The organism is Streptomyces sp. RLA012, from assembly GCF_056270325.1.
On record NZ_JBWDPA010000002.1, the window covers coordinates 2,031,517 to 2,047,418 of the forward strand.

Below are 15,902 nucleotides of genomic sequence, written 5' to 3' on the forward strand. Positions count from 1 at the left end.
TGTCCGGTCAGCCCAGCGATGCGCTCGCCGCACGCAGCTCGTCCAGGGCCGCCAGGGTGTACCCGGCGAGCTCGTCTTCGGCATCACGGTCGGCCTCGGACCATTCGGCGTACCCACGCTTGAAGGCGAGGACGCCCAGCTCGCCCGCGAGAGCCGCGGTCGGATCGGGCACGCCGCGGGCGACCAGGGCGGTTGTCATGGCGGCCGCGAGGCTGACGCTCTTGAGGGCGTCACGCTCCTGAAGTTCGGCGCTGGCAGCGACGGCCGCCTTCAAGCGAGGGACGAACTCGCGACTCATGGGACCCATCGCGGTCGAGGCGCGCACGAGACCGGCTGCGACCGCCTCGAGCGGGCTGGCGTTACCGGGCGCCTCGGCGATCCCCTCGGCCAGCAGCCGGCTCAGTGTCTCCTGTCCGGCCACCAGTAGCTCACGCTTGTCGGGGAAGTGCCGGAAGAAGGTGCTTTTGGTGACCCCGGCGCGCTCGGCGATCTGCGCGACCGTCGTGGCGTCGTACCCCTGTTCGGTGAACAGGTCGACGGCAGCCACGACGAGGCGTTCGCGTGCGCCTGGTTCCCATCGACCCATGGGCCCATCCTACATGATGGGACTCTTGTCCCATCACCCTGCTAGAGTGACGGGACAAGAGTCCCATCACTTGAGGGAGAGTTCCATGCGCGTCTTCGTCACCGGTGGCACCGGTCTGATCGGTTCCGCCGTCGTCGCCGAACTGCTCGGCAACGGCCACACCGTCCTCGCGCTCGCCCGCTCCGACGCGTCCGCACTGGTCGCCGAGGCGGCCGGCGCCGAGCCGCTCCGGGGAGGTCTCGCCGATCTGGACGTCCTTCGCGCCGGCGTCGCTCAGGCCGACGGGGTGATCCACCTGGCATTCGCGAACGACTTCAGCAGCCCCGACGCCGTCGCAAAGGCGGTCGCCGAGGAAAGTGCCGCCCTCGCGACCCTCGGCGAGGAACTCGTCGGCAGCGACCGCCCCTTCGTCGCCTGCTCGGGTACGCCCTATGTGCCGGGCCGCGTCTCCACCGAGGCCGACCCGCTGCCGACCGACGGGCCGGTCGGTGGTCGCGGTCGCGCGGTCACGACGGTCCTGGGCCTGGCCTCGCGCGGGGTCCGGAGCACGGCCGTACGCCTGCCGCGCACGGTTCACAACCAGGGCACGGGCGGGTTCGCCGGTTTGCTGACCGGCATCGCACGCCGGACCGGAGTGTCCGGCTACCCGGGCGACGGCGCACAGTGCTGGCCGGCCGTGCACGCACTCGACGCGGCAATCCTCTTCCGGCTCGCCCTGGAGCAGGCGGAAGCCGGTACCTCCTGGCATGCCGTGGCCGACGAGGGAGACAAGGTGCGTGACATCGCGGCGGTCATCGGCCGACGGCTGGGCCTGCCGGTCGAGTCGGTACCGGCGGAGACCTACGGCCCTCTCGGCCCGATCTTCGCGGCCGACCAGCCCTCGTCCAGCACCCACACCCGGCAAGCGCTCGGCTGGGAGCCGAAGCACCCCAGCCTTCTGGAGGACCTGGAGAACATCCAGCCCTGACCGGCGGGGGGGGGGAAGATCGGGCAGGCCCGCTGACGCCGGACCGCCACCCGCGTGGCAACCGTCCCGCACTGTCGAAAGACCCGTGCCGCGAGTGGATTTCCGCCGGCAACGCCGCAGGCTCTACAGCAATTCACGTCCACAACCAACAGGAGGTCCCGTGACGCCCGGGTTGGAAACTGTCGCCGCCGACCTGGAGCGTCCCTAGACGCTGCCCGCAGCACTCGACGGCGCCGACAAGGTGTCCTCGGTCCCCCTCGTGAACCGCACGATCGAGCAGCTCATCCAACGGTCCGGCATGGACTGGACGTTCCTCAGGCCGGAGACATTCACTGCCAACACCCGCACCAGGTGGGCCGAATCGATCCGCACCGAACAACGTCGCATGCGTATGAAGAAAGTGTGTCCGAGGGGGGACTTGAACCCCCACGCCCGATAAAGGGCACTATCACCTCAAGCTAGCGCGTCTGCCATTCCGCCACCCGGACCAGGTGTCTGCCGCCTGACCGGGGGTGTTCCCCGCGGCGACATGGACAACAATACCAAGGTTTCGGAGTGCCTTTCACTTGCATATCCGGGCCCCGGAGGCGGCTCCACAGGGCCGGATGACGGATCCGTCCACGCCCTCACCATGGGTGATCACGCGACTACCAGGGAACCCGGCGAGCACCTCCTCGCCGCGCACGCACGCCACCCCGCCCGCACTCCTCACCCCTCACTCCTCACTCCTCGGCCCGCCGTTCGTCCACCACCAGAATCTGCAACGCCCGTACGAACATGGCCGCCGCCTCCTCGTCCAGCGGAGCGAGGAAGCGGTGCTCCATCGCCCGGCGTGCCCGCTCGGCCCGGTCGAGGCAGTCGCGGCCCGCGGCCGTCAGCTCCACGATGTTCTTGCGCCGGTCCTGCGGACTGCGGCGCCGTTCGACCAGCCCGTGGTCCTCAAGCCCGTCGACCAGCGCCACCATCGTGGTGCGGTCGACACCGAGCCGTCCGGCCACCTCGACCTGCGACAGCGGGTACTCGGCGGCAAGTACCGCGAGCACGGCGAGTTCGTGCCCGTCGATCCCGAAGGGTGCCAGCGCCTCGGCGGACGCCCGCGCCAGACGCTGCTGGGCATGCTTGAGCAGATAACCGAGCCGGGATCCAAGGGGCACGGGGGGTTCGGCAGGTTCTGGCGGTACGGGCGCAACGGGCAGTACGGGCGGTACGAGAGGGCGCTCACCGGTCATGCCCGGACTGTACCCAAGATTGATTGAAAGCTGATTGTCAGCCATACTGATGATTGTCTACCCTGATCGATATGAGCGATCAACGTGTGCGCTTCGGTATCAAGACCACCCCCATGCATGTCTCCTACGAGGACATCCGCCGCGTATGGCGGGAGGCCGACGCCCTGCCCGAGATCGAGGACGCCTGGCTCTGGGACCATCTGCTTCCCCTGCGCGGTCCCGCGAACGGCCGGACACACGAGGGATGGACCCTGCTCGCCGCCCTGGCCGCCCAGACCGAGCGGCTGCGGCTCGGGATCCTCGTCACCAGCAACCGTGTCCGCCCGCCCGCCGTCCTCGGAAAGATCGCCTCGACCGTGGACGTGATCTCCGACGGGCGGCTCGTCATGGGGATCGGCGTCGGTGGCACCCACCAGCCGCCCGGCGCGGGCGGGATCGCCGGCGAGAACCCGGCGATCGCCGAGTACGAGGCGTACGGGCTCTCGCTCGTCCCGCCAGGTGAGGGGATCGCCCGGCTCGGCGAGACGGTCGAGATCCTGCGCCGGATGTGGACGCAGGACGTCTTCGACTTCGACGGGCGCCACTACCGGCTCCGGGGCACACGGAACGAACCCAAGCCCGTGCAGCGCCCCGGGCCTCCCCTGCTGATCGGCGGCTGGGGCACACGACTGCTCCGACTCGTCGCCGAACGGGCCGACATCTGGAACATCCCCGGACCGCCGCACAACAGCGTCGAGTTCATCGCCGAACGCGGCCGGGTGCTGGACGCGCACTGCGCCGACATCGGGCGCGATCCACGAAAGATCGCACGATCCGTGCAGGTCGTCGTCTCGTACGACGATCCCGCCGCCACCCGCGCCACGGTCACCGACCTCATCGGCATCGGCGTGCACCATGTCGTGCTCGGCCTGCCCCAGCCCTACCCGGAAGGGGTCGCCCACTGGCTGGTGGACGAGATCATTTCCGAAGTGTGAGCGGTCTGGGCAGAGAGAGAAGGGTGAGCGGAGAGAAGAGCACGGCCGGGTGGGCGGCGCCCCGGAACCCGCGCCGCCCACCCCCGTCTCACGGAACGAGCTGGTACTCGGGGAAGTTGCCCGGCAGCCGCTCCCCCACCGGGCCCTGGGTGACGGCGCGCACAAGCAGCTCGCCGCCGACGAAGGCGCCGCGCCAGGACGCGCCGAGGCCGCCGAAGAGCTCGTCGCGGTCGCCGCGGGAGCGGGGCTTGCCCCGGCCGACCTTGAACGCGCGGATCTGCGGTGCCAGTCGGGCGTACGTCGCCTCGTCGTCCGTGGACAGCGTGGCGACGAGCGCGCCGTTCGACGCGTTCATCGCGGCGAGCAGCTCCGCCTCGGTGTCGACCAGGACGATGGTGTCGACCGGGCCGAAGGGTTCCGCGTGGTGGAGTGGTGAGGACGGCGGCGGGTTGAGGAGCGTGACCGGTTGGACGTATGCCGCCGTGTCCTGGCCGGGCAGGAAGCGTGCGTCGGACAGCTTGCCGCGGTGCAGCGGGACGGCGCCGCGATCGATGGCCTCGGCGACCTGGTCGTGCAGCTCCTTCGCCTTGGCCGCGTTGATGACGGGCCCGAAGTCCAGCGCGGGGTAGGGGTCTTCGGGGTGCTCGACCGCGAGCGGGTGACCGACCCGCAGGGTGCGGACGGCCGGGAGGTAGGCGGCGAGGAACTCGTCGAACAGCGTGCGCTGGACGACGAAGCGCGGGTAGGCGGTGCAGCGCTGCTTGCCGTAGTCGAAGAGCTTGGGGATGACGGCCGTCAGTGCGTCCCAGTCCGTGTGGTTCCAGATGCCCCAGGTGTTGAGTCCCTCCTGTTCGAGTACGTGCCGTTTGCCGAGGTCGGCGACGGCGGTGGCCACGGCGGCGCCCGTGTCCCGGCCGCCGACGAAGGAGACGCAGCCGATCTCGGGCGCGCGGACCAGCGCCTCCGACAGCTCGGCTCCGCTGCCGCTGAGGAGGGTGACGGGGATCCCTTCGCGCGCGGCGAGCGCGCCGGCCAGGGTGAGACAGGCGACGCCGCCGTCGGTCGGGGTCTTGGCGATGACCGCGTTCCCTGCCAATGCCTGTACCAGCATTGCGTGAACGAGCACGCTCATCGGGTAGTTCCAGCTCGCGATGTTGGACACGGGTCCGTCGAGCGGAGCCCGGCCTTCCACCATGGGCTCGATGCCGTCGACGTACCAGCGCACGCCGTCGATCGCCCGGTCCACGTCGGCCTGCGCGAGCCGCCAGGGCTTGCCGATCTCCCAGACCAGCAGGAGGGCGAGCAGTTCGCGGTGCTCGGTCAGGGCGTCGAGGGTGGCCGCGACGCGCGCCCGGCGCTCGGCGAGCGGGACGTGACGCCAGGCACGGTGCTGGTCGAGCGAGGCGCGTACGGCCTGCTGGGCGGTGGTGGCGTTCAGCCGGGGCGGGCCCGCGACGGGACGTCCGTCGACGGGGCTGGTGGCGGGCAGCGCCCGGCCGTCCGCCTGCCAGGAGGCGCCCCAGAGGTTGCGGACGCGGTCCTCCTGGAACGCCTCGGGCGCGACGGCGAGGCAGCGCCGCCAGGCGTCGGCCCAGGAGGTACCGGATTTCAGGACGCGGGGGGTGACGAGGGGGGTGTCGAGGGTGGATGCCATTCGGGTGTCTCCGCTCTCGGTGCACAGTCGGGGGCGGGAGGTGCCTAGCTCGTGCCGAGCTGAAGGTAGTGAGGCGGCTGTGTTCGTGACAGTCACCTCGCGCCAACTATGAGTGACGTCTCATCTCGCCCATGAGCGACGTCTCGCCCATGGGTGATGTTTCACCCGGGAGTGATGTCGCGCCCCGCCTCCAATTGGGCCAGCACCAGCCGCGCCGTCTCGGTCGGTGTGCCGCCCACCCGCACTCCGGCCGCCTCCAGTGCCTCCTTCTTCGCCTCGGCGGTGCCCGCCGAGCCGGAGACGATCGCGCCCGCGTGCCCCATCGTCTTGCCCTCGGGCGCGGTGAACCCGGCGATGTAACCGACGACGGGCTTGCTGACGTGCTCGCGGATGTACGCGGCCGCGCGTTCCTCGGCGTCGCCGCCGATCTCCCCGATGAGGACGACGAGTTCGGTGTCGGGGTCGTCCTGGAAGGCTGCCAGGCAGTCGATGTGGGTGGTGCCGACGACGGGGTCGCCGCCGATGCCCACGCAGGTCGAGAACCCTGTGTCACGGAGTTCGTGCATGAGTTGGTAGGTCAGCGTGCCCGACTTGGACACCAGGCCGATACGTCCGGGCTTGGCGATGTCGGCGGGGATGATGCCCGCGTTCGACTGCCCCGGGGTGATCAGGCCCGGACAGTTGGGGCCGATGACGCGGGTGCCCTTCGTGGCGGCGTGCGCGTGGAAGGCGACGGCGTCGTGGACGGGGATGCCCTCGGTGATCACGACGGTGAGGCCGATGCCGGCGTCGGCGGCCTCGACCACGGCGGCCCTGGCGAACGCGGGCGGCACGAAGACGACGGTGACGTCGGCGCCGGTCGCCGCCATCCCCTCGCGCACCGAACCGAAGACGGGCACGGTCATGGGGGTACCTCCCAGGCCCTTGAGGCACTGGGGGACGTCGAAGTCGACGCTCCGGCCCGCCTTGCGCGGGTTGACCCCGCCGACGACGTCCGTGCCGGCAGCGAGCATCCGCCGGGTGTGCTTCATGCCCTCGCCGCCGGTCATGCCCTGGACGAGGACCTTGCTCTCCTTGGTGAGGAAGACGGCCATGTCCTGCTCCTTCTTCAGCCGGCGGTGGCGAGTCGGGCCGCGCGGCGCGCGGCGTCGTCCATGGTGGTGGCCTGCTGGACCAGGGGGTGTGCGCGGCCGTCGAGGATGGCGCGGCCGCGGGCTGCGTTGTTGCCGTCGAGGCGGACCACGAGCGGTTTGGTCAGTCGCACGGTGTCCAGGGCGCGCACGATGCCGTCGGCGACCGTGTCACAGGCCGTGATGCCGCCGAAGACGTTCACGAAGACCGACTTCACGGCCGGGTCGGAGAGGATCACCGACAGGCCGTCGGCCATGATCTGGGCGGAGGCTCCGCCTCCGATGTCGAGGAAGTTGGCGGGGCGGGCGCCGTTGCCGGCGACCACGTCGAGGGTCGACATGACCAGGCCCGCGCCGTTGCCGATGATGCCGACCTCGCCGTCCAGCTTCACGTAGTTGAGGCCCTTGGCCGCGGCCGCCGCCTCCAGGGGATCGTCGTGTTCCGCGGCGTCGGCGCCCCAACGCGTCTGGCGGAAGCGGGCGTTGTCGTCGAGGGTGACCTTGCCGTCCAGGGCGAGAAGCTGCCCCTGGGCGGTGCGCACGAGGGGGTTCACCTCGACGAGCAGCGCGTCCTCGCGGGTCAGCACCTCCCACAGGCGTACGAGAACGTCGACGGTCTGCGCGGGCAGTCCGGCCGCTGCCGCGATCTCGGCCGCCTTCGCGGCGGTGACACCCTCGGCCAGGTCGACGGGGACACGCGCCACCGCCTCCGGACGGCTCGCGGCCACCTCCTCGATCTCCATGCCGCCCTCGGCCGAGGCGATCGCGAGGAAGCGGCCCGCGGCACGGTCGAGGACATAACTGACGTAGAACTCGCTTTCGATGTCGACCGGTTGGGCCAGCATCACCTTGCGGACCGTGTGGCCCTTGATGTCCATGCCGAGGATCTGGCGCGCCGTGAGCTCGGCGGCGGCCGGGTCGGCGGCGAGTTTGACGCCGCCCGCCCTGCCTCGTCCGCCGGTCTTCACCTGGGCTTTCACGACGACCCGGCCGCCGAGCCCGCGGGCGATCTCGCGCGCCCGCTTGGACGAGTCCGTGACCTCGGCCCTCGGCACCAAGATGCCGTGTTCCTCGAAGAGTTGCCTTGCCTGGTGCTCGTACAGGTCCATCACCGGCTCCTGACTGCTGTGTCTGTCCGGGCAGCGACCCCCGGACCCCCGAAAAGTGCCGCACGCCCCCTGGACACCACCCACCGGATGCGGGATAACAAGCTTCATACAGTATTCGTCGACTGTATGCAATGTACCGCGAGAGCGTTCCAACCCCCTACGAAGGGACAGGACTTCGCCATGCCCGACGACATCAGCCAGGACTCCATCTCCGGTGGGCACTTGGTCGCCAAGGCACTCAAAGCAGAGGGTGTGGAGGTCATCTACACCTTGTGCGGCGGCCACATCATCGACATCTACGACGGCTGCGTCGACGAAGGCATAGAGGTCGTCGACGTCCGTCACGAGCAGGTCGCCGCACACGCCGCCGACGGCTACGCACGCATCACCGGCAAACCCGGCTGCGCCGTTGTCACGGCGGGTCCCGGTACGACCGATGCCGTGACCGGCGTCGCGAACGCCTTCCGCGCCGAGTCACCGATGCTGCTGATCGGCGGCCAGGGAGCGCACACCCAGCACAAGATGGGGTCCCTTCAGGACCTGCCGCATGTCGACATGATGACGCCGATCACCAAGTTCGCGGCGACCGTGCCGGACACGGCGCGCGCCGCCGACATGGTGTCGATGGCGTTCCGGGAGTGCTATCACGGCGCGCCCGGCCCCTCCTTCCTGGAGATCCCGCGCGATGTCCTGGACGCCAGGGTGCCGGTGGAGAAGGCCCGGATCCCGGCCGCCGGCCACTACCGGGCCTCGACCCGCTCGGCCGGTGACCCCGAGGCGATCGAAAAGCTCGCCGACCTCCTCGTCCACGCCGAGAAACCCGCGATCCTGCTGGGCAGCCAGGTCTGGACGACACGCGGCACGGCGTCCGCCATCGACCTCGTCCGCACCCTCAACATCCCCGCCTACATGAACGGCGCCGGGCGCGGCACCCTGCCGCCCGGGGACCCGCACCACTTCCAGCTCTCGCGCCGGTACGCGTTCTCCAACGCCGACGTCATCGTCATCGTGGGTACGCCCTTCGACTTCCGGATGGGCTACGGCAAGCGGCTCTCCCCGGACGCGACCGTCGTGCAGATCGACCTCGACTACCGGACCGTCGGCAAGAACCGGGACATCGACCTCGGGATCGTCGGCGACGCGGGGCTGATCCTGAAGTCGGTGACCGAGGCTGCTTCGGGGCGCGTCAACGGGGGCGCGTCGAAGCGCAAGGAGTGGCTGGACGAGTTGCGCGCCGCCGAGCAGACCGCCCTGGAGAAGCGGCTGCCCAGCCTGAAGTCGGACGCCTCGCCGATCCATCCGTACCGTCTGGTCGGCGAGATCAACGACTTCCTCACCGAGGACTCGATCTACATCGGCGACGGCGGCGACATCGTCACCTTCTCCGGGCAGGTCGTGCAGCCCAAGTCACCCGGGCACTGGATGGACCCGGGACCGCTCGGCACACTCGGCGTCGGCATCCCCTTCGTGCTCGCGGCCAAGCAGGCGCGGCCCGACAAGGAGGTCGTCGCCCTCTTCGGGGACGGCGCCTTCTCGCTGACCGGCTGGGACTTCGAGACCCTCGTCCGCTACAACCTCCCCTTCGTCGGCATCGTCGGCAACAACTCCTCCATGAACCAGATCCGTTACGGCCAGGCCCAGAAGTACGGCCTGGAGCGCGAGCGGGTCGGCAACACCCTCGGCGACGTCCACTACGACAAGTTCGCGCAGATGCTGGGCGGCTACGGCGAGGAGGTCCGCGACCCCGCCGACATCGGCCCGGCGCTGCGGCGCGCCCGGGAGTCGGGCAGGCCGTCGCTGATCAACGTCTGGGTCGACCCGGACGCGTACGCCCCCGGAACCATGAACCAGACGATGTACAAGTGAGGTGACCCTGGCATGACCAAGGCTCTCGAAGGCATCCGCGTCCTCGACATGACGCACGTCCAGTCGGGCCCGTCCGCCACACAGCTGCTGGCCTGGCTGGGCGCGGACGTCGTCAAGCTGGAGGCGCCGACCGGTGACATCACGCGGGGGCAGTTGCGCGACCTCCCGGACGTCGACTCCCTCTACTTCACGATGCTCAACTGCAACAAGCGGAGCATCACCCTCAACACCAAGACCGAGCGCGGCAAGGAGATCCTCACCGAGCTGATCCGGCGCTCCGACGTCATGGTCGAGAACTTCGGACCGGGCGCGGTCGACCGCATGGGGTTCACCTGGGACCGCATCCAGGAGATCAATCCGCGGATCGTCTATGCCTCCATCAAGGGGTTCGGGGACGGCCCGTACACCAACTTCAAGGCGTACGAGGTCGTCGCGCAGGCCATGGGCGGGTCGATGTCGACCACCGGTTTCGAGGACGGACCGCCGCTGGCGACGGGGGCCCAGATCGGTGACTCGGGCACGGGCATCCACGCCGTGGCGGGGATTCTCGCGGCGCTGTACCAGCGGGAGAACACCGGGCGCGGGCAGCGGGTCAACGTCGCCATGCAGCATGCCGTGCTCAACCTCTGCCGGGTGAAGTTGCGCGATCAGCAGCGACTGGTACATGGACCGCTCGCCGAATATCCCAACGAGGACTTCGGCGTCGAGGTTCCCCGGTCCGGCAACGCGTCCGGCGGCGGCCAGCCGGGCTGGGCGGTCAAGTGCGCTCCGGGCGGCCCCAACGACTATGTGTACGTCATCGTGCAGCCCGTCGGCTGGAAGCCGATCACCGAGCTCATCGGACGGCCGGAGCTGGCGGACGACCCCGGCTGGGCGACCCCGGAAGCCCGGCTGCCGCAGCTCACCAAGATGTTCCAGCTCATCGAGGAGTGGTCGACCACGCTCCCCAAGTGGGAGGTGCTGGAGAAGCTCAACGCCCACAACATCCCGTGCGGCCCGATCCTGTCCACCAAGGAGATCATCGAGGACGAGTCGCTGGTCGCCGACGAGATGGTCGTGACGGTGCCGCACCCCGAGCGGGGCGAGTTCGTGACCGTGGGCAGCCCCCTGAAGCTCTCCGACTCCCCCGTGGACGTAACCAGTTCGCCGCTGCTCGGCGAGCACAACGAAGAGGTCTACATCGGCGAGCTCGGCCTCGGCGACGAGGAACTTCGCCTGCTCAAGTCGAACGGAGTGATCTGAGTGATGGCCGAAGACCGGGTGCTGAGGGTGCGCACGCTCCTCGACGCCGTGCGAGCCGAGGGGCGGACCGCGCTCACCGCGCCCGAGGGAAAGGTGATCGCCGACGCGTACGCGATCGCCGTTCCCGGCGAGGAGTTGGCGACGGACGTCGACGAGGCGGTGGCGTACGCGGCGCGGTTCGGCGGGCCCGTCGTGATGAAGATCGTCTCGCCGGACATCCTGCACAAGACCGACGCCGGCGGTGTGATCGTCGGTGTGGAGGGCGCGGCGGACGTACGCGCCGCCTTCCACAAGATCGTCGAGAACGCGCGGGCGTACGACCCGGGGTCCCGTATCGAGGGCGTCCAGGTCCAGGAGCTGCTCCCCCAGGGGCAGGAGGTCATCGTCGGCGCGGTGACCGACCCGACCTTCGGGAAGGTCGTCGCCTTCGGGCTCGGCGGTGTCCTGGTGGAGGTCCTGAAGGACGTCACCTTCCGGCTCGCTCCCGTGGACGCCGACGAGGCGCTGTCGATGCTGGACTCGATCAGGGCGGCCGAGATCCTGCGCGGGGTGCGCGGGGCGCCGCCGGTGGACCGGTGGGCGATCGCCGAGCAGATCCGCCGGGTCTCCGAACTCGTCGCGGACTTCCCCGAGATCGCCGAGGTGGACCTCAACCCGGTGATCGCCACCCCGGAGGGCGCCGTCGCGGCGGACATCCGCGTGATCCTGGCGGACTCGGTCCCCAAGGAGCGGCGCAAGTACACGCGCGAGGAGATCCTCACCTCGATGCGGCGGCTGATGGAGCCCTCGTCCGTGGCGGTGATCGGTGCCTCCAACGAGCAGGGCAAGATCGGGAACTCGGTCATGCGCAACCTCGTAGACGGCGGCTTCTCCGGCGAGATCCACCCGGTGAACCCCAAGGCCGATGACATTCAGGGCCGCAAGGCGTACAAGAGTGTCACCGACGTTCCCGGTGAGGTGGATGTGGCGGTCTTCGCGATCCCCGCCAAGTTCGTGGCCTCGGCCCTGGAGGAGGTGGGACGCAAGGGGATCCCCAATGCCGTACTGATCCCCTCCGGGTTCGCGGAGACCGGTGAGCAGGCGCTCCAGGACGAGATCGTGGCCATCGCCGAGCGCCACGGCATCCGGTTGCTCGGGCCGAACATCTACGGCTACTACTCGACGTGGCAGGACCTCTGTGCCACGTTCTGCACACCGTACGACGTGAAGGGCGGCGTCGCGCTCACCTCGCAGTCCGGTGGCATAGGGATGGCCATCCTGGGCTTCGCGCGCACTACGAAGACGGGCGTTTCCGCGATCGTCGGGCTCGGCAACAAGTCGGACCTCGACGAGGACGACCTGCTCACCTGGTTCGGCGAGGATCCGCACACCGAGTGCATCGCGATGCACCTGGAGGACCTCAAGGACGGCCGCGCCTTCGTGGAGGCGGCGCGCGCCACGGTCCCGAGGAAGCCGGTCGTCGTCCTGAAGGCCGGTCGTACGGCGGCCGGGGCGAAGGCCGCCGGCTCGCACACGGGCGCACTCGCGGGCGACGACGCCGTGTACGAGGACATCCTGAAGCAGGCCGGCGTCATCCGGGCTCCCGGGCTGAACGAAATGCTGGAGTACGCGCGCGCGTTGCCGGTGCTTCCCACCCCCAAGGGCGACAACGTCGTCATCATCACGGGCGCGGGCGGCAGCGGTGTCCTCCTGTCCGACGCGGTCACGGACAACGGCCTGTCCCTGATGGAGATCCCACCGGACCTGGACGCGTCCTTCAGGGCCTTCATCCCGCCCTTCGGGGCCGCGGGCAACCCGGTGGACATCACCGGGGGCGAGCCGCCCTCGACCTACGAGGCGACCATCCGGCTCGGTCTGGAGGACCCACGCATCCACGCGCTCGTCCTCGGCTACTGGCACACCATCGTCACCCCTCCCATGGTCTTCGCCGAGCTCACCGCGCGCGTGGTGGCCGAATTCCGCGAACGCGGCATCGAGAAGCCCGTGGTGGCGTCGCTCGCGGGCGACGTCGAGGTCGAGGAGGCCTGCCAGTACCTGTACGAGCGGGGGGTCGTGGCGTACCCGTACACGACCGAGAAGCCGGTGGCCGTGCTCGGCGCGAAGTACCGCTGGGCGCGGGCGGCAGGGCTGTTGGGAGGGCGGTTCATGAGGTGAACCTGGGCGGGGGCGGCCGACGGTGCGCGTCGGCCGCCCCCAGGACCCGTGCGCACACGAAAGGCATTTGGACAGGGGGCGCTGGCCAGATCTTTCGACGCAAGGGGTGCTGAACCGACATGACAACCACCGACCTATCGACATCCGTCCCCTACAGGGAGGTGACGGATCGCAACGGCCGCCTGTACCGCATCGGCGAGACCGACCGGGACATCATGGGGCGACCACGCTGGACCATGGTGCTCTTCCCCTGGATGGGGATGCTGGGCATCAGCTCCTCGGAGTACGCGTTCACCTCCGCCGAGGACACCCTGCACGACGCCCATCTCTGGGGCAGCGGGCACATATTCTGGCTGATGGGCGTCTGGATATTCTTCCAGGCCGCCGTCGCCTTCCCGGCCGGCCAACTGCGCGAGAGCGGACGGCTGCCCGCGCGGTACGCCATGATGCTCGGCGCGCTGGGCACGGTCCTGGGGTATCTCTCCCTGGCGTTCGCGCCGCATGTGGTGGTCGCGTACATCGGCTTCGGCATGTTCAGCGGCATCGGCGCCGGCCTGGTCTACGCGACCTGCGTGAACATGGTCGGCAAGTGGTATCCGGAGCGCAAGGGCGGCAAGACGGGCCTGGTCAACGGCGGTTTCGCCTACGGCTCGGTGCCCTTCGTGTTCCTGTTCACCTCGTACATGGACCTCGGCAACTACCAGGGCGTCCTGGTGGCGGTGGGCGTGGTCTGCTGCTGCGTGGTCGCCTTCGCGGGCTGGTTCTTCAAGGACCCGCCCAAGGGCTGGTGGCCCCCGCACGTGGACCCGCTGAAGGTGTCCGACGACCCGAGGATCCGCCGGGCGCTGGAGAAGAACCCGCCGGCGGTGAAGCAGTACACCCCCAAGGAGGCCGCCCGTACACCCGTTCTCTGGATGATGTGGTTCTGCCTGCTGTGCACCGCCGGAATCAACATCTTCGGCATCGCCTTCCAGGTGCCGTTCGGCAAGGACATGGGGTTCGCGGGCGGGATCGTGGCCACCGCGATGTCCCTGAAGGCGATCGTCAACGGCACGGGGCGCGGTGTGATCGGCTGGATCTCCGACCGCTTCGGACGCCGTAACACACTGATCATCGTCTGTCTGGTGCTGGGCTCGGCCCAGTTCGGTGTGCTGATCTCCGGCCAGATGGGCAGCATGCCGTTCTTCCTGATCTGCTCCATGGTCTCCGGATTCGGCGGCGGGGCGATCTTCCCCCTCTTCGCGGCCATGACGGCGGACTACTTCGGCGAGAACAACAACGCGTCCAACTACGGAATGGTCTACAGCTCGAAACTGATCTCGGGCCTCGTGGGCTCGGGCATGGGCGCGGTCGTCGTCGGCGCGTGGGACTACCACGGGGCCTTCGTGCTCGCGGGCTCCATCGGCCTGGCCTCCGCCGTACTGGCGCTGTTCCTGAAATCACCGGGCACCCCCAAGGCCCGGAGCATCGTCCCCAATCCGCAACCTCTCGGCGAGGAGATGGCGTGACATGACGGCGGACCCCATCGCCACCCAGGGCGCATCGACCGGAACCGGCGCCTCCGACCGCTCTTACCGCGAAGTCACCGACGCCCGGGGCCGTGTCTACCGGATCGGCGAGACGGACCGGGACATCCTGGGCCACTCCCGCACGTTCATGGTGTACCTGCCGTGGATCGCCATGATGGCCATCAGCGTCTTCGAATACGCGTACGGCTCGGCCGAGGACACGCTGTCCCACGCCCACGGCTGGACCCAGAGCAACACCTTCTGGATATTGAGCGTCTGGGTCTTCTTCCAGGCCGGCATAGCCTTCCCGGCGGGCTGGCTGCGGGAGCGGGGCATCCTCACCGCCCGCAGGGCCATGTACATCGGCGCGGTCATGTGTGTGATCGGCTTCCTGGCCCTCTCGCACCTGAGCAACGTGCTGCTGGCCATCCTGGGCTTCGGCGTCATCGGCGGCCTCGGCTCCGGGCTGGTGTACGCGACCTGCATCAACATGGTCGGCAAGTGGTTCCCCGAGCGGCGGGGCGCCAGGACGGGATTCGTCAACGGCGGATTCGCCTACGGCTCCCTGCCGTTCATCTTCATCTTCAACTACGCGTTCGACACCGGGAACTACCACCGCGTCCTGGACCTCATCGGCTGCTACGTGATGATCGTCGTGCTGTCCTGCGCGTTCTTCCTCAAGGACCCGCCGAAGAACTGGTGGCCCGCCGACATCGACCCACTGACGTACGGCGGCAACGGCAGGACCGCCGCCGCCCTCGCCAAGAACCCTCCCGCGGTGAAGCAGTACACGCCCAAGGAGGCCATCAGGACGGGTGTGCTCCCCCTGATGTGGATCACGCTGGTCATGACCGCGGGCGTGTCGATCTTCGGGATCTCCTTCCAGGTCGACTTCGCCGAGGAGGTGGGCTTCGGCCCGCTGGTGGCGGCGTCCTCCATGGGCATCATGGCCGTCATCAACGGCGTCGGCCGGGCCGTGGTGGGCTGGCTGTCCGACACCTGGGGCCGCAAGCTGACCCTGGTGTTCGTCATCCTCGTGCTGGGGCTCGCGCAGTTCGGGGTGATCTGGGCCGGTGACATCAAGAGCGAGTGGCTGTTCCTGTTCTTCGCCTTCCTCTCCGGGTTCGGCGGCGGCGCGTTCTACCCGATGTTCGCGGCCCTGACCCCGGACTACTTCGGCGAGAACTACAACGCCACCAACTACGGCCTGGTGTACAGCGGCAAGCTGATCAGCGGTCTGTTCGGCGGCGGTCTCGGCTCGATGGTGGTCGCGGCCTGGGGCTACAACGGCGCGTACGCGCTGGCCGGCGGCATCTCGATGCTGGCGGCGGCGATCGCGTTGCTGCTGAAGCAGCCGGGGCGCGAGGGCGGGGTAGGCACTCCTCAGCCGCAGCCTGCCGGCTGAGAGGTCTCCTGGCCAACGGGGTGAGAGGTCTCTCACCGGCACGGAGCACGGATCGGGCGGCCCTCCCCACGTGGCGCG

12 protein-coding genes and 1 tRNA gene are annotated in these 15,902 nt (G+C 69.3%); 7 read left to right on the forward strand and 6 right to left on the reverse strand.

Annotated features, from left to right (window positions below; translation table 11 throughout):
• Positions 1-7: 7 nt before the first annotated feature.
• Entirely contained in the window at positions 8-586 is a 579-nt protein-coding gene (locus tag RV986_RS09540) for a TetR/AcrR family transcriptional regulator (protein ID WP_475916979.1), read from the reverse strand.
• An 85-nt stretch (positions 587-671) separates the two neighbouring features.
• Between RV986_RS09540 and RV986_RS09545 the strand changes: the two genes are divergently transcribed.
• Positions 672-1,553 carry an SDR family oxidoreductase gene (locus RV986_RS09545; RefSeq protein ID WP_475916980.1) on the forward strand — a complete coding sequence of 294 codons (882 nt, stop codon included), beginning with the start codon at positions 672-674 and terminating at the stop codon, positions 1,551-1,553.
• Positions 1,554-1,956: 403 nt separating this feature from the next.
• Here the strand turns inward: RV986_RS09545 and RV986_RS09550 are convergent.
• Together RV986_RS09550 and RV986_RS09555 are read right to left on the reverse strand one after the other, a co-directional pair.
• Positions 1,957-2,041, reverse strand: a tRNA-Leu gene (locus tag RV986_RS09550).
• A gap of 234 nt (positions 2,042-2,275) precedes the next feature.
• The gene (locus RV986_RS09555; RefSeq protein WP_475916981.1) at positions 2,276-2,707 is read right to left on the reverse strand and encodes a MarR family winged helix-turn-helix transcriptional regulator; all 432 of its coding nucleotides are present in this window, start codon (positions 2,705-2,707) and stop codon (positions 2,276-2,278) included.
• Positions 2,708-2,853: 146 nt separating this feature from the next.
• Here RV986_RS09555 and RV986_RS09560 point away from each other — a divergent pair, with 146 nt between their 5' ends.
• The gene (locus tag RV986_RS09560; protein ID WP_475916982.1) at positions 2,854-3,756 is read left to right on the forward strand and encodes an LLM class flavin-dependent oxidoreductase; all 903 of its coding nucleotides are present in this window, start codon (positions 2,854-2,856) and stop codon (positions 3,754-3,756) included.
• 88 nt (positions 3,757-3,844) lie between these two features.
• On the opposite strand, the gene RV986_RS09565 is transcribed toward RV986_RS09560, so the two are convergent.
• From RV986_RS09565 to sucC, 3 genes are all read right to left on the reverse strand, one after another.
• Complete coding sequence (locus tag RV986_RS09565) at positions 3,845-5,410, reverse strand: aldehyde dehydrogenase family protein (protein ID WP_475916983.1); 1,566 nt, start codon at positions 5,408-5,410, stop codon at positions 3,845-3,847.
• Between the two features lie 161 nt (positions 5,411-5,571).
• A complete protein-coding gene (gene sucD / locus RV986_RS09570) occupies positions 5,572-6,504 on the reverse strand; it encodes a succinate--CoA ligase subunit alpha (protein WP_475916984.1) in 933 nt (310 codons plus the stop codon).
• A 14-nt stretch (positions 6,505-6,518) separates the two neighbouring features.
• On the reverse strand, positions 6,519-7,649 hold the full coding sequence (gene sucC / locus RV986_RS09575) for an ADP-forming succinate--CoA ligase subunit beta (RefSeq protein ID WP_475916985.1): 1,131 nt from the start codon (positions 7,647-7,649) through the stop codon (positions 6,519-6,521).
• Positions 7,650-7,829: 180 nt separating this feature from the next.
• Between sucC and RV986_RS09580 the strand changes: the two genes are divergently transcribed.
• The 5 genes from RV986_RS09580 to RV986_RS09600 all read left to right on the forward strand — a co-directional run bounded on the left by RV986_RS09580 (position 7,830) and on the right by RV986_RS09600 (position 15,824).
• Positions 7,830-9,515 (forward strand): thiamine pyrophosphate-binding protein, encoded by a 1,686-nt coding sequence (locus RV986_RS09580; protein ID WP_475916986.1) that lies wholly within the window; start codon positions 7,830-7,832, stop codon positions 9,513-9,515.
• Positions 9,516-9,527: 12 nt separating this feature from the next.
• Positions 9,528-10,757, forward strand: coding sequence for a formyl-CoA transferase (gene frc, locus RV986_RS09585; protein ID WP_475916987.1), 1,230 nt, complete (start codon positions 9,528-9,530; stop codon positions 10,755-10,757).
• Positions 10,758-10,760: 3 nt separating this feature from the next.
• The gene (locus tag RV986_RS09590) at positions 10,761-12,911 is read left to right on the forward strand and encodes an acetate--CoA ligase family protein (protein ID WP_475916988.1); all 2,151 of its coding nucleotides are present in this window, start codon (positions 10,761-10,763) and stop codon (positions 12,909-12,911) included.
• Between the two features lie 119 nt (positions 12,912-13,030).
• Positions 13,031-14,419 carry an OFA family MFS transporter gene (locus RV986_RS09595; protein WP_475916989.1) on the forward strand — a complete coding sequence of 463 codons (1,389 nt, stop codon included), beginning with the start codon at positions 13,031-13,033 and terminating at the stop codon, positions 14,417-14,419.
• 1 nt (position 14,420) lies between these two features.
• Positions 14,421-15,824 carry an OFA family MFS transporter gene (locus RV986_RS09600; protein WP_475916990.1) on the forward strand — a complete coding sequence of 468 codons (1,404 nt, stop codon included), beginning with the start codon at positions 14,421-14,423 and terminating at the stop codon, positions 15,822-15,824.
• Positions 15,825-15,902: the final 78 nt, after the last annotated feature.

Excerpts from the sequence above, each read along its gene's own strand:
- RV986_RS09540 (WP_475916979.1), bottom strand. The coding sequence starts at position 586 with ATGGGTCGATGGGAACCAGGCGCACGCGAACGCCTCGTCGTGGCTGCC.
- RV986_RS09545 (WP_475916980.1), top strand. The coding sequence starts at position 672 with ATGCGCGTCTTCGTCACCGGTGGCACCGGTCTGATCGGTTCCGCCGTC.
- RV986_RS09560 (WP_475916982.1), top strand. The coding sequence starts at position 2,854 with ATGAGCGATCAACGTGTGCGCTTCGGTATCAAGACCACCCCCATGCAT.
- RV986_RS09565 (WP_475916983.1), bottom strand. The coding sequence starts at position 5,410 with ATGGCATCCACCCTCGACACCCCCCTCGTCACCCCCCGCGTCCTGAAA.
- sucD (WP_475916984.1), bottom strand. The coding sequence starts at position 6,504 with ATGGCCGTCTTCCTCACCAAGGAGAGCAAGGTCCTCGTCCAGGGCATG.
- sucC (WP_475916985.1), bottom strand. The coding sequence starts at position 7,649 with ATGGACCTGTACGAGCACCAGGCAAGGCAACTCTTCGAGGAACACGGC.
- RV986_RS09580 (WP_475916986.1), top strand. The coding sequence starts at position 7,830 with ATGCCCGACGACATCAGCCAGGACTCCATCTCCGGTGGGCACTTGGTC.
- frc (WP_475916987.1), top strand. The coding sequence starts at position 9,528 with ATGACCAAGGCTCTCGAAGGCATCCGCGTCCTCGACATGACGCACGTC.
- RV986_RS09590 (WP_475916988.1), top strand. The coding sequence starts at position 10,761 with ATGGCCGAAGACCGGGTGCTGAGGGTGCGCACGCTCCTCGACGCCGTG.
- RV986_RS09595 (WP_475916989.1), top strand. The coding sequence starts at position 13,031 with ATGACAACCACCGACCTATCGACATCCGTCCCCTACAGGGAGGTGACG.
- RV986_RS09600 (WP_475916990.1), top strand. The coding sequence starts at position 14,421 with ATGACGGCGGACCCCATCGCCACCCAGGGCGCATCGACCGGAACCGGC.